The 11,946-nt window shown below is 72.8% G+C and carries 14 protein-coding genes; 9 read left to right on the top strand and 5 right to left on the bottom strand.

The genetic code is table 11. The features are described 5' to 3' along the window. Positions 1–48 precede the first annotated feature (48 nt). On the top strand, positions 49–1,407 hold the full coding sequence (locus tag ACFV8H_RS20795; RefSeq protein ID WP_380401849.1) for an APC family permease: 1,359 nt from the start codon (positions 49–51) through the stop codon (positions 1,405–1,407). Positions 1,408–1,542: 135 nt separating this feature from the next. Then, positions 1,543–2,793 carry an exodeoxyribonuclease VII large subunit gene (xseA, locus tag ACFV8H_RS20790; RefSeq protein ID WP_380401846.1) on the top strand — a complete coding sequence of 417 codons (1,251 nt, stop codon included), beginning with the start codon at positions 1,543–1,545 and terminating at the stop codon, positions 2,791–2,793. Here the strand turns inward: xseA and ACFV8H_RS20785 are convergent. After that, a complete protein-coding gene (locus tag ACFV8H_RS20785) occupies positions 2,787–3,275 on the bottom strand; it encodes a GNAT family N-acetyltransferase (RefSeq protein ID WP_380401843.1) in 489 nt (162 codons plus the stop codon). The two genes, xseA and ACFV8H_RS20785, sit on opposite strands and share 7 nt — an antisense overlap. A 94-nt stretch (positions 3,276–3,369) precedes the next feature. Here ACFV8H_RS20785 and ACFV8H_RS20780 point away from each other — a divergent pair, with 94 nt between their 5' ends. Together ACFV8H_RS20780 and ACFV8H_RS20775 are read left to right on the top strand one after the other, a co-directional pair. Continuing rightward, the gene (locus tag ACFV8H_RS20780; protein ID WP_375884656.1) at positions 3,370–3,627 is read left to right on the top strand and encodes an exodeoxyribonuclease VII small subunit; all 258 of its coding nucleotides are present in this window, start codon (positions 3,370–3,372) and stop codon (positions 3,625–3,627) included. A gap of 183 nt (positions 3,628–3,810) precedes the next feature. Further along, positions 3,811–4,413, top strand: a complete 603-nt coding sequence (locus ACFV8H_RS20775) for a malonic semialdehyde reductase (RefSeq protein WP_375884653.1) — start codon at positions 3,811–3,813, stop codon at positions 4,411–4,413. 106 nt (positions 4,414–4,519) lie between these two features. Here ACFV8H_RS20775 and ACFV8H_RS20770 read toward each other — a convergent pair whose 3' ends face one another. Next, positions 4,520–5,056, bottom strand: a complete 537-nt coding sequence (locus ACFV8H_RS20770; RefSeq protein WP_380401840.1) for a DUF4245 domain-containing protein — start codon at positions 5,054–5,056, stop codon at positions 4,520–4,522. Between the two features lie 214 nt (positions 5,057–5,270). On the opposite strand from ACFV8H_RS20770, the gene glpX reads away from it, so the two are divergent. Further along, positions 5,271–6,311 carry a class II fructose-bisphosphatase gene (gene glpX, locus ACFV8H_RS20765; protein WP_375884648.1) on the top strand — a complete coding sequence of 347 codons (1,041 nt, stop codon included), beginning with the start codon at positions 5,271–5,273 and terminating at the stop codon, positions 6,309–6,311. 136 nt (positions 6,312–6,447) lie between these two features. Here the strand turns inward: glpX and ACFV8H_RS20760 are convergent, their stop codons facing one another. After that, the gene (locus ACFV8H_RS20760) at positions 6,448–6,825 is read right to left on the bottom strand and encodes a WhiB family transcriptional regulator (protein WP_375884878.1); all 378 of its coding nucleotides are present in this window, start codon (positions 6,823–6,825) and stop codon (positions 6,448–6,450) included. Positions 6,826–7,139: 314 nt separating this feature from the next. After that, positions 7,140–7,838 (bottom strand): DUF1707 domain-containing protein, encoded by a 699-nt coding sequence (locus tag ACFV8H_RS20755; protein ID WP_380401960.1) that lies wholly within the window; start codon positions 7,836–7,838, stop codon positions 7,140–7,142. Positions 7,839–8,134: 296 nt separating this feature from the next. On the opposite strand from ACFV8H_RS20755, the gene ACFV8H_RS20750 reads away from it, so the two are divergent. The 3 genes from ACFV8H_RS20750 to ACFV8H_RS20740 all read left to right on the top strand — a co-directional run bounded on the left by ACFV8H_RS20750 (position 8,135) and on the right by ACFV8H_RS20740 (position 10,483). After that, a complete protein-coding gene (locus ACFV8H_RS20750) occupies positions 8,135–9,802 on the top strand; it encodes a fumarate hydratase (RefSeq protein ID WP_380401837.1) in 1,668 nt (555 codons plus the stop codon). A 151-nt stretch (positions 9,803–9,953) separates the two neighbouring features. Continuing rightward, on the top strand, positions 9,954–10,226 hold the full coding sequence (locus tag ACFV8H_RS20745; protein ID WP_380401834.1) for a type II toxin-antitoxin system Phd/YefM family antitoxin: 273 nt from the start codon (positions 9,954–9,956) through the stop codon (positions 10,224–10,226). Next, on the top strand, positions 10,223–10,483 hold the full coding sequence (locus ACFV8H_RS20740; RefSeq protein ID WP_380401831.1) for a Txe/YoeB family addiction module toxin: 261 nt from the start codon (positions 10,223–10,225) through the stop codon (positions 10,481–10,483). Before ACFV8H_RS20745 ends, ACFV8H_RS20740 begins: the two co-directional genes overlap by 4 nt. A gap of 31 nt (positions 10,484–10,514) precedes the next feature. Here the strand turns inward: ACFV8H_RS20740 and ACFV8H_RS20735 are convergent, their stop codons facing one another. After that, entirely contained in the window at positions 10,515–11,273 is a 759-nt protein-coding gene (locus ACFV8H_RS20735; RefSeq protein WP_380401828.1) for a GntR family transcriptional regulator, read from the bottom strand. A 134-nt stretch (positions 11,274–11,407) separates the two neighbouring features. Here ACFV8H_RS20735 and ACFV8H_RS20730 point away from each other — a divergent pair, with 134 nt between their 5' ends. After that, entirely contained in the window at positions 11,408–11,626 is a 219-nt protein-coding gene (locus ACFV8H_RS20730) for a hypothetical protein (protein WP_375884638.1), read from the top strand. Positions 11,627–11,946: the final 320 nt, after the last annotated feature.

Raw genomic sequence — 11,946 nt, 5'->3', positions numbered from 1 at the left:
GACGCTTTCCGGTCGCAAAGGGTCGGAAGTTGCTCAAACCTGGTCTCCATGAGCGCTGTGAACGAGCAGCCGACGCCGAGCGGCCTGCGCCGCACCCTGGGCGTCCGCGATCTGATGGTCTACGGGCTGCTGTTCATCGCCCCGATGGCCCCGGTCGGCGTCTTCGGCGTGCTGGACGCCCGGAGCCACGGCGCCGTGGCGGCCGTCTACCTGGCGGCGACGGTCGCGATGGGCTTCACCGCGTTCTCGTACGCCCAGATGGTCCGCGCGGTGCCGCAGACCGGCTCGGTGTTCGCCTACGCGCGGGCCGGGCTGGGCGAGGGGCCGGGGTTCATCGCCGGGTGGATGGCGATGCTGGACTACCTGCTGATCCCCGCGGTGGCCTACCTGTTCTCCGGGATCGCGCTGAACTCCCTGGTGCCCGGGGTCTCGCGCTGGGTGTGGACGGCGGTCGCCGTGCTGGTGACCACCGCGCTCAACCTGGTCGGGGTGCGGACGGCGGCCGCGGTCGGCTTCGCGGTGCTCGCACTGGAGATCGCGGTGCTGGCGGTGTTCGTGGTCGCGGCCGTGGTGGTGCTGGTGCGGGACGGCGCGCGGCGCGGCTGGGACACGCCCTTCACCGCCGTCGGGGACTTCTCGCTCACCGCGGTGATCTCCGCGGTGTCCGTCGCGGTGCTCTCCTACCTGGGCTTCGACGCGATCGCGACCTTCGTCGAGGAGGCGGTCGGCGCCTCCGCCGCGGTGGCCCGGGCGGTGCTGTGGTGCCTGGCGCTGGCCGGGCTGCTGTTCGTCGCCCAGACCTACCTGGCGGCCGTGCTGGAGCCCACCACCCCGCAGCAGCTGGCCGCCGACCCGGCCGCCCAGGGCTCCGCCTTCTACGACACCGTGGAGGGCGGCATCGGCCACTGGCTGCACCTGCTGGTGGCCGCCAGCAAGGCGATCGGCGCGGCCTTCGCCGCGCTCGCCGGGCAGGCGGCGGCCGGCCGGCTGGTGTTCGCGATGGGCCGGGAGGGACGGCTGCCGCGCGTGCTCGGCTCGGTCGACCCGGGCAGCGCGGTGCCCCGCCGGGCGCTGCTGGCGGCCGCGGTGGTCACCATGGCGGCGGCGGTCTGGGCGGCCGAGCGGGACGACGGGCTGGACCAGCTGACCTCGGTGGTGAACGTGGGCGCGCTGACCGCCTTCGCGCTGCTGCACGCCTCGGTGATCGGCTGGTACACCGTCCGGCACGGCTCGCCCGACCGGCTCCGGCACCTGGTCGTCCCGCTGCTGGGGATCGCGGTGATCGGCGCGGTGGTCTACGAGGCCTCGACCACGGCACAGCTCGTCGGGCTGGTCTGGCTGGCGGCCGGCCTGGTGGTGCTCGGCGTGCAGGGCAGCACGGCGCACGGCGCCGGCGGGCACCGCTAGCGACGGTGCCGGCGGGCGCCGTCCGGAACGGTGCCGGCGGGCGTTGCCAGGAACGGTGCCGGCGGGCGTTGCCGGGAACAGCGCCGGCGGGCGTTGCCGGGGACGGTGTCGGCGGACGCCGCTAGCCTCGTACGCATGGCCAACCCCAGCTCCCCCGAAGCCCCGCTCCCGGTCGGCAAGGTCTCCGCGCTGATCGGCGGCTGGATCGACCGGCTCGGCGCGGTGTGGGTCGAGGGGCAGATCACCCAGCTCAGCCGCCGCCCCGGCGCGGGCGTGGTGTTCCTGACCCTGCGCGACCCGCAGGCCGACGTGTCCCTCACGGTGACCTGCTTCCGCTCGGTGTTCGAGCAGGTCGCGGACGTGGTGCAGGAGGGCTCGCGGGTCGTCGTGCACGCCAGGCCGGAGTGGTACGCGGCGCGCGGGCAGCTGTCGCTGCGGGCCTCGGAGATCCGCCCGGTGGGCCTGGGCGAGCTGCTGGCCCGGCTGGAGCAGCTCAAGCGGCGGCTGGCCGGGGAGGGCCTGTTCGCGGCGGAGCGCAAGCGGCGGCTGCCGTTCCTGCCGCAGTGCGTCGGGCTGGTCACCGGGCGCGGCTCGGCGGCCGAGCGGGACGTGCTGGAGAACGCCCGGCGGCGCTGGCCGGCGGTGCGCTTCGAGGTGCGCAACGTCCCGGTGCAGGGGGTCAGCGCGGTGGAGCGGGTGAGCGCGGCGGTGCGGGAGCTGGACGAGCACCCCGAGGTGGACGTGATCATCGTGGCCCGGGGCGGCGGCAGCGTGGAGGACCTGCTGCCCTTCTCGGACGAGGGGCTGGTGCGGCTGGTCGCGGCCGCCCGTACGCCGGTGGTGAGCGCGATCGGGCACGAGCCGGACCAGCCGCTGCTGGACTTCGTCGCCGACCTGCGCGCCTCCACCCCGACCGATGCCGCCAAACGGGTGGTTCCGGACGTCGGCGAGGAGCTGGCCAAGGTCCGCCAGCTGCGCGACCGGGCCCGCCGGCACGTGCAGGCCCGGGTCGAACGCGAGCAGCACGGGCTGGACGGGCTGCGCAGCCGCCCGGCGCTGGCCGCCCCGCACCGGATGCTGGACGGGCGCGGCCAGGAGGTGGAGGGCCTGGTGGAGCGGTCCCGGCGCACCCTGCGGCACCGGCTGGACCACGCCCAGAGCGACCTCGGGCACACCCTGGCCCGGGTGGTCGCGCTCTCCCCGGCGGCCACCCTGGAGCGCGGCTACGCGGTGCTCCAGCGGGCCGACGGCACGGTGGTGACGGACCCGGCGCGGCTCGCGGCCGGGGAGGGGCTGCACGCCCGGGTCGCGGGCGGCGGCTTCGACGTCACCGTGGCGCCCGGGGCGGCGGAGCCCCCGGCGGGCCCTCGGGCGGAGTCTCAGTAGGAGCGCTGCCGGGACAGCGCCGTCGAGTACTCGGCGAAGCCCAGGCTGCGGTAGAGCGACTCGCCGCCGCTGCTGGCGTGCAGGTCGATCCGGCCGACCCGGCGGCCGTCGAACCAGTCCAGCAGCGCCTCGGTGCAGGCCCGGGCGTAGCCGCGCAGCCGCCGGTCGGGGTCGGTGCAGATGTTGAAGACGGAGCCGAACAGGCCGTCCGGGTTGCCGGGCGAGGGCAGGCGGTGCTCCAGGGTGCCGACGGCGCAGGCGGCGAGCCGGCCGGGGCGCTCCGGGTCGTCGACCACGAAGGCGGACATGGTCGACCGCTCGGCCGGGGCGGCCAGCCGCTCGCGCAGCATCCGCTCGGCGGCGGCCTGCCAGGGGGCGGGGCCGGCCAAGGCGGCCATGCCGGGCATCGCCCGCAGCATCAGGTTGCGCAGCCGGACCAGCTCGGGCGCGTCGGCGGGGGCGGCGGGGCGGACTTCGATCATGCGGCGGAGGCTAGCGCCGCCGACCGCGCGGCCGCACCCGGGTTTCGGCCGGTGGAACCCGCCCCTGTCGGCGCCAGCCCCTACGCTGGCACGCATGGCAGAGCAGCAGGAGCAGCAGGACGCGGCGGCGCCGACCCCGGACGACGCGCTGGGCTACGAGCACGCCCGGGACGCGCTGCTGGACGTGGTCCGGCAGCTGGAGAACGGCGGCACCTCCCTTGAGGAGTCGCTGGCCCTGTGGGAGCGTGGCGAGCAGCTGGCGAAGGTCTGCCAGCGCTGGCTGGACGGCGCCCGGGCCCGACTGGACGCCGCGCTGGCCGCCGAGGAGGGCGCGGGCCCGGGCGGGGAGTGACCAAGCCCCGCGCACGCCCCCGGGCGCACGAGCCCAGGCGCACGGCCTGGGCGCAGTACGGCCCGCCCTGTGAGGCAGCTCACAAGGGCTTGGGGAATCGTTGAATCTTCACCTATGTTGGAGGAACTGATCGGCTCCGCCGGTCACACCGACGAACCCCCCTCCCGCATGAGGTGCAGAAGCATGACCACCGACGCCCTGGTACTCGACGCCGCCGCTCAGGACCTGCTGTTCCGCGAGGCCCGCACCGCGAACACCTTCACCGACGAGCCGGTCACCGAGGAGCAGGTCCAGGCCATCTACGACCTGGTCAAGTTCGGCCCGACCGCCTTCAACCAGCAGCCGCTGCGCGTCGTCCTGGTCCGCTCCGCCGAGGGTCGCGAGCGCCTCGTCCAGCACCTGGCGGACGGCAACAAGGCCAAGACCTCCACCGCGCCGCTGGTCGCCATCCTGGCCGCGGACAACGAGTTCCACGAGGAGCTGCCGACCCAGTTCCCGCACTTCCCGCAGGCCAAGGACGTGTTCTTCTCCGAGCGCGCCACCCGTGAGCGCTCCGCCGCGCTGAACGGCGCCCTGCAGGCCGCGTACTTCATCATCGGCGTGCGCGCCGCCGGCCTGGCCGCCGGCCCGATGACCGGCTTCGACGCCGAGGGCCTCAACAAGGAGTTCTTCGGCGACGGCGAGCACTCGGTGCTGGCCGTGGTCAACATCGGCAAGCCGGGCGACGAGGCCTGGTTCCCGCGCTCCCCGCGCCTGGAGTACGACCAGGTCGTCACCACGGTCTGATCGCACCCCGCGACGGCGAAGGGCCCGCACCGGTTCGTACCGGTGCGGGCCCTTCCGCGTGTCCGAGGGGGCGCCGGGGGCCTGCGCGCCCGGGCGGGGCCCCGCGCTACTTGAGCGCCTGGGCCAGCTCGGCCATCTCCTCGTAGGAGGCGGTGCCGGTGATCATGGTGGTGGCCGAACCGGTCTGGACGGCCAGCGCGCGGGCCTTGTCGCCCTGCACCCGGTCCCAGGTGCGCCCGGCGGCGTCCGCGGTGCCGTCCGGCTGGGCGCCCGCGACCTTGTCGGCGAGCAGCTTCTCGCGCGGGACGTCGGCCTGCTCGACCGCCGCGTACTGGCCGGAGGGCGTCACGAAGCCCAGGTGCCAGGCATTGCCCTTGCCGTTGTTGATGCCGGCCGGCGTGTAGCTGACCGAGGTGGCCCGCCACTTGTCGGACAGCCCCTCCGGGGACAGCAGCGGGTACGGCGCGGCGCGCTTCGCCGAGGCCGCCTCGACCTTGTAGGCGACCACGTGCACCGGATCGCCGTTCGCGTCGTGCGGGAGGAACAGGTAACCGATCCAGACGACGAAACCGACCGCCAGCATCGACAGGACCATGTCCCGTACGGTCTGCCGACCCCTCATGCCCTTGCTCTCTGCAGCCACCCACCCATGGTGACTCATCCACACAACGGCCCGGCCACCCGGGGTGTGCACGTACGGGTGAACCGGGACGAACCGGGGCCTTCCGCCCGGGGTGGCGACCCGCGCCACAGACAGTCATCTCGTGGGCAGATACGATCGCACTACCCTCACCACGGCGTTCGACCTGGCAGTAGTCGGGCGCTCACTGGCCGTCGCGTACAGAGAGGTAACGACGATGACCACGCAGTACCCGCACCACCTTCCCAGTGCCCTGGAGGTCGCGCCCGAGGCTCCGGACCGGAACCTCGCGCTCGAACTCGTCCGGGTCACCGAGGCGGCCGCGATGGCCGCCGGCCGGTGGGTCGGCCGTGGCGACAAGAACGGGGCCGACGGCGCCGCCGTGAAGGCCATGCGCACCCTCGTCTCGACCGTCTCGATGAACGGCGTCGTCGTCATCGGCGAGGGCGAGAAGGACGAAGCCCCGATGCTCTACAACGGCGAGCGGGTCGGCGACGGCACCGGCGCCGAGTGCGACGTCGCGGTCGACCCGGTGGACGGCACCACGCTGACCGCCAAGGGCATGGCCAACGCCGTCGCCGTGCTGGCCGTCGCCGACCGCGGCACCATGTTCGACCCCAGCGCCGTGTTCTACATGGACAAGCTGGTCTGCGGCCCCGAGGCCGCCGACTACGTCGACATCACCGCCCCGGCGGCCGTCAACATCCGCCGGGTCGCCAAGGCCAAGGGCAGCGCCGTCGAGGACGTCACCGTGATGGTGCTCGACCGTCCGCGCCACGACGGCCTGGTCCGGGAGATCCGCGAGGCGGGCGCCCGGATCAAGTTCATCACCGACGGCGACGTGGCCGGCGCCATCATGACCGCCCGCGAGGGCACCGGCGTGGACCTGCTGCTGGGCGTCGGCGGCACCCCCGAGGGCATCATCGCGGCCTGCGCGATGAAGTGCATGGGCGGCGTCATCCAGGGCCGGCTCTGGCCCAAGGACGCGGCCGAGCGGCAGAAGGCCCTCGACGCCGGGCACGACCTGGACCGGGTGCTCACCACCAACGACCTGGTGAGCGGCGAGAACGTGTTCTTCGTCGCCACCGGCATCACCGACGGCGAGCTGCTGCGCGGCGTGCACTACCGCTCGGAGACCGCCACCACCAGCTCGCTGGTGATGCGCTCCAAGAGCGGCACCATCCGCGAGATCAACTCGGTCCACAAGCTGTCGAAGCTGCGGGCCTACAGCGCGATCGACTTCGACCGGGCCAACTGACCCGGCCCGGAAACGGTTGTCCGAACGCGCGGCCCCGGCGGGATCCCCCCTCCGCCGGGGCCGCGCGGCGTACCGGTCCCGCTCGTCACCGCGGCGGTCGCCGCCGCGACCGCGGCCGCGGGTCTTCGGCCCGCCGTCAACCCGCTATCCGGCGCCCGGCCGTGGCCACCCGGGCCGCCTCGCGCAGCTCCGCGTCCCGGCGGCGGCGCCGGGCCAGCACCACCCGCCGCTCGGCGGCCGTCAGCCCGCCCCAGACCCCGTACGGCTCCGGCTGGGCCAGCGCGTGCTCGCGGCACTCCAGCAGCACCGGGCAGCGGGCGCACACCTGCTTGGCCTGCTCCTCCCGCGACAGCCGGGCCGCCGTCGGCTCCTTCGAGGGCGCGAAGAACAGCCCCACCTCGTCCCGCCGACAGGCCGCACCGGTGTGCCACGGATTGTCCTCACCCGCGGCCTGACCCGCCGTACCGCTCGGGGGCTGCGGCTGCGGGGGGACGGCCGGACGGCGCTCCAGCAACTGGGCGGCGGCGACTGGCGAGGTGGTGCGGGACTCGATCGGATGCAGCACGGCCGTACTCCTGACGAGGCTCTCGGACACGGGGAACCTCGCTCCCCTGCCCGGCTGCGAGCCCCCGCTGTCCAACGCCCGGGGCGGCCGCTGGGCCGCCTCCGGTGCACAGCCGTACAAGAAGCGATGTGCGGAAGGAACTACCCCGTCCGGCCGCGATTCATGCACACTGCACGCAATCGACTACGGAGTGCACCGGACACAACGCCGAGCGCCCGACCGGGAGTTGATCCCCGACCGGGCACTCAGCAGGTCAATTCGGGCTATTCCGTCCCGAGTTGCTTGCGCACCCACTCCTTGATCTTCTTGCCCCGGCGCGGCTTGGCCTCGCAACCGCCGAACAGGGCAAGGCCCTTGACCCGCACGACCGGAGCGTACGGGTCCGCCGCGGTCTGCTCCCGGACGTCGAAACCGCCGAAGATGCCCACCCCGGAACCGAGCAGGGTCACGTTCTCCGGCACCCGGATGTCGACCCCGCCGAAGACCGCCGTCACCGTGATCTCCACCTCGGGGGACTCGAAGACGGCGTCGGTGAGGTCGATCTCCACCCCGCCGAACGCGGTGAAGGCCGTCAGGTGCGAGCCCACCCGCCAGCGGCCCTTGCGGGAGGCACCGCCGAATATCGCCACCACCGACGGCGCCTCGTGCCGCGCCGGCGGCAGCGGCCTGGCGGGCGCGGGGGCCGGCGCCTCGGCGCCCAGCGGCGGCTTGTCGAAGGACACCGAACGGTGCGCGGGCAGGTCCCTGGTCAGCGGGACCAGGTCGCCGAAGGTCTTGGCGGCGTACGCGGCCCCGATCCGCTCGGCGTGCTCCTCCGCGTCCAGCCGCCCCTCGGCGTACGCGTCCCGCAGCAGCTCCGCGATCCGCTCGCGGTCGGCGTCCGAGACCCGCATGTCCGCGTCCGCCACCGGGGCGTGCGACGTCCGCGGGGCGGCCGCCGGGGCGGGCACCGCTGCGGCCACCGGGGCGGACACCGGTGCGGGCCGCAGTTCGGGCTCGGGCCGCGACTCGGGTTCGGGCTTGGTCAGGGGAACGGGCGCCGACACCGGCGGCTGCCCCGGAACGTCCTGCGACGGCGAGTTCTCCGGCGTGTTGTCCGGCGTGTTGTTCACGGGCCAAGCCTAGTCGCTCGCACTCCTGGCCGAGTGAGCCCCGTCACGCAAGGCTGACCTGTCCGCATGCGTCCCGCAGCCGGGTCCTACCCTGGATGGTGCTTCGCCGACGCAGCCGGACCACTGGACCCCTAAGGACCGCCCCGATGGCTCCCACGCCAGACTTCGAGTACAGCGACCTGCTCCCCCTGGGCGCTGACCCGACCCCGTACCGCAAGCTCACCTCCGAGGGTGTCTCCACCTTCGAGGCCGGCGGCCGCACCTTCCTCCAGGTCGAGCCCGAGGCGCTGCGCCTGCTCACCGCCGAGGCGATGCACGACATCTCGCACTACCTGCGCCCCGCCCACCTCGCCCAGCTGCGCCGCATCCTGGACGACCCGGAGGCCAGCCCGAACGACCGCTTCGTCGCGCTCGACCTGCTCAAGAACGTCAACATCTCGGCCGGCGGCATCCTGCCGATGTGCCAGGACACCGGCACCGCCATCGTCATGGGCAAGCGCGGCCAGAACGTGCTCACCTCCGGCGCCGACGAGTCCGCCATCGCGCGCGGCGTGTACGACGCGTACACCAAGCTCAACCTGCGCTACTCCCAGATGGCCCCGGTGACCATGTGGGACGAGAAGAACACCGGCAACAACCTGCCGGCCCAGATCGAGCTGTACGCCACCGACGGCGACGCGTACAAGTTCCTCTTCATGGCCAAGGGCGGCGGCTCGGCCAACAAGTCGTACCTGTACCAGGAGACCAAGGCCATCCTGAACGAGGCCAGCATGCTCTCGTTCCTGGAGCAGAAGATCCGCTCCCTCGGCACCGCCGCCTGCCCGCCGTACCACCTGGCCATCGTGATCGGCGGCACCAGCGCCGAGTTCGCGCTCAAGACCGCCAAGTACGCCTCGGCGCACTACCTGGACAACCTGCCGACCGAGGGCAACGCCAGGACCGGGCACGGCTTCCGCGACCTGGAGCTGGAGGCCAAGGTCACCGAGCTGACCCAGAAGATCGGCATCGGCGCCCAGTTCGGCGGCAAGTACTTCTGCCACGACGTCCGCGTGGTCCGGCTCCCCCGCCACGGCGCCTCGCTGCCCGTCGCGATGGCCGTCTCCTGCTCCGCCGACCGCCAGGCGCTCGGCAAGATCACCGCCGAGGGCGTCTTCCTGGAGCAGCTGGAGACCGACCCGGCGAAGTACCTGCCGGACACCACCGACGAGCACCTCGACGACGACGTGGTGCGCATCGACCTCGACCAGCCGATGCCCGCGATCCGCGCCGAACTGTCGAAGTACCCGGTCAAGACCCGGCTCTCGCTCACCGGCACGCTCGTCGTCGCCCGCGACATCGCCCACGCCAAGATCAAGGAGCGCCTGGACGCCGGCGAGGGCATGCCCAAGTACCTCCAGGACCACCCGGTCTACTACGCCGGCCCGGCCAAGACCCCCGAGGGCTACGCCTCCGGCTCCTTCGGCCCCACCACGGCCGGCCGGATGGACTCCTACGTCGACCAGTTCCAGGCCGCCGGCGGCTCCATGGTCATGCTCGCCAAGGGCAACCGCAGCAAGCAGGTCACCGACGCCTGCGCCGCCCACGGCGGCTTCTACCTCGGCTCCATCGGCGGCCCGGCCGCCCGCCTCGCCCAGGACTGCATCAAGAAGGTCGAGGTGCTGGAGTACGCCGAGCTCGGCATGGAGGCCGTCTGGCGCATCGAGGTCGAGGACTTCCCGGCCTTCATCGTCGTCGACGACAAGGGCAACGACTTCTTCCGCGAGACCACCGAGGGCCCGCTGATCACCAACCTGCGGATCCGCTCCAAGGAGTAACCCCCGGCGGAACGCCCCCGCACACCCCCGAACCGCCCCGGCCGCCCTCGCGCCCGGGGCGGTTCCGCATGGTCACAATGCTTTGGCTGGTGGTACGGAAACCTCGTACCATGGCAGTACCACGTTCCGGTACGAGCTCGGAGGCTTGACCATGGCGATCAGTGCGAGCGAGGCGCGCACCCAGTTGTTCCCGCTGATCAAGAAGGTCAACGACGACCACGCCCCGATAAGAATCACCTCCAAGAGCGGGGACGCGGTCCTCATGTCCGCCGAGGACTACGACGCCTGGCAGGAGACGATCTACCTTCTGCGTTCCCCCGCCAACGCCCAGCGGCTCATGGCGGCAGTCGCCCGCGACAGGAGCGGCGCCTCCGACCTCACCAGGACGCCGGAGGCACTGGAAGCTCTGGCGGGTGAGGTGTGAGGAGTGTCCACTTCGACCCGGACGCCTGGGAGGACTTCCTCTTCTGGCTCGGTTCGAACCGGAAGATGGCTCAGCGGATCGCCCGCCTGGTCGGTGAGATCCAGCGCGACCCCTTCGCCGGAATCGGCAAACCCGAACCGTTGAAGGGCGACCTGGCGGGCTACTGGTCACGCCGGATCGACGACGAACACCGCCTGGTGTACCGCGCCGACGAGAAGGAAGTGAAGATCCTCAAGGCCCGCTACCACTACCAGTAGCAGAAGCCGCCCCGGCTCGCCTCCGTCCGCGTCAGGCGTCGAAGTCGTACTCCAGGACGTAGGAGGCGGCGTCGAGGATCATCTCGTTGAGTTCGACGACCTGGCCCTCGTCGGCGAAGGCGGTGCGGCAGATCAGGATCACCGGGGTGCCGGCGGAGAGTTCGAGGCGGGTGGCCTCCTCGGCGGCGGGCATCCGGGAACGGACCTCCTCGCGGAAGTGCACGGGCTTGGCGCCGATCTCGGCCAGCCGGGCGTAGGTGCCGCCGGGGCCGGTGTCCTCGCGGGTGATCGCGGTGCCGGCGACCAGGACGGCCGGCAGGTAGGAGGTGGAGAGCAGCACCGGCTTGCCGTCCAGGACGAAGCGGCGGTGCCGCACGCACATCGGGACGCCCGGCTCCACCCCGAGCACCCGGGCCACGTGCTCGGGCGCGCCCTGCTCGGTGACCGAGACCTGGTCGACCACCAGGCTGCGGTTGTCGATGTCCGCGGACCATATCGACCGGCCGGAGCCCCACTGCCCCTGCGCCAGCCGCTGGATGCCGCGCCGGCGCAGCGGCCGGAAGTCCCGGACGAACACCCCGGACCCCTTGCGGGCCTCCGCGATGCCCTCGCTCTGCAGCACGCCGAGCGCCTGACGGGCCGTCATCCGGGCCACACCGTACTCGTCCATCAGGTCGTTCTCGCCGGGCAGCCGGTCCCCCGCGCCGTAGCGGCCGTCGTCGATGGCAGCCTTGAGGGAGTCGGCGATCCGCTGGTACTTGGGCTGTTTGTCGCCACTGCTGCCGGTCATCGCGCTCCCTCTCCCTCGGACAATCCTAGGCGCGCCCGCGGCCGCCGGTAAGGAGATACGACCGTTGACATCTCTAGAGATATTAGCTTCTCTAGAGATGCTGGCCAGTCGCGACAGAGCGAAGGAGCGGTGAGGTGAGCACCCGACAGCGCAACGCCAAGGCCTACCGGCCACAGGTGGGTGACCTCGTCCTCGACCGGAGGACCGGACGCACCGGCATCTACATGGGAACCATCGGCGGCGAGCACTACCTGCGCCCCGAGCACGGCGGCCGCGAATGGACGGCCGAACCGAACCACGTCTCACCCGCCCCCGAGCCCCGCGATTCGGCTGAATGCGATCAGCCCCGGTAATTGCGGCAAAATCCACGCAAACCACGGCATTCGGACCCGGGTAATCCCCCCGGTGAATCCGGAATTCCGGAACGCCCGGGGCCCGCCGCCGGGCACGTTACGGATAACGGCGGTCACCATGCGTGCATCGAGGGCGGGAATCGGCCACCCGATGGACCCGCACACGAATTGGCACGCACAGAACCAGAAGTGCCCCCCCGCCCCGCCGGGGACGCGGGGGGCCCCCCCGGCGGGGGGCGCGTACGGGTGGGCGCCGCTGGTGCTCTCCGGCGTGCGGGGGGGGGGCGGGCCGCCGGGGGGGGGCGGCGCGGGCGGGCCCC

The sequence above is a fragment of the Kitasatospora sp. NPDC059827 genome (genome assembly GCF_042731675.1).
Classification (GTDB): Bacteria; Actinomycetota; Actinomycetes; order Streptomycetales; family Streptomycetaceae; genus Kitasatospora.
The sequence above is the reverse complement of the archived record's forward strand: the minus strand, read 5'-3'. Positions and strand labels throughout refer to the sequence as shown.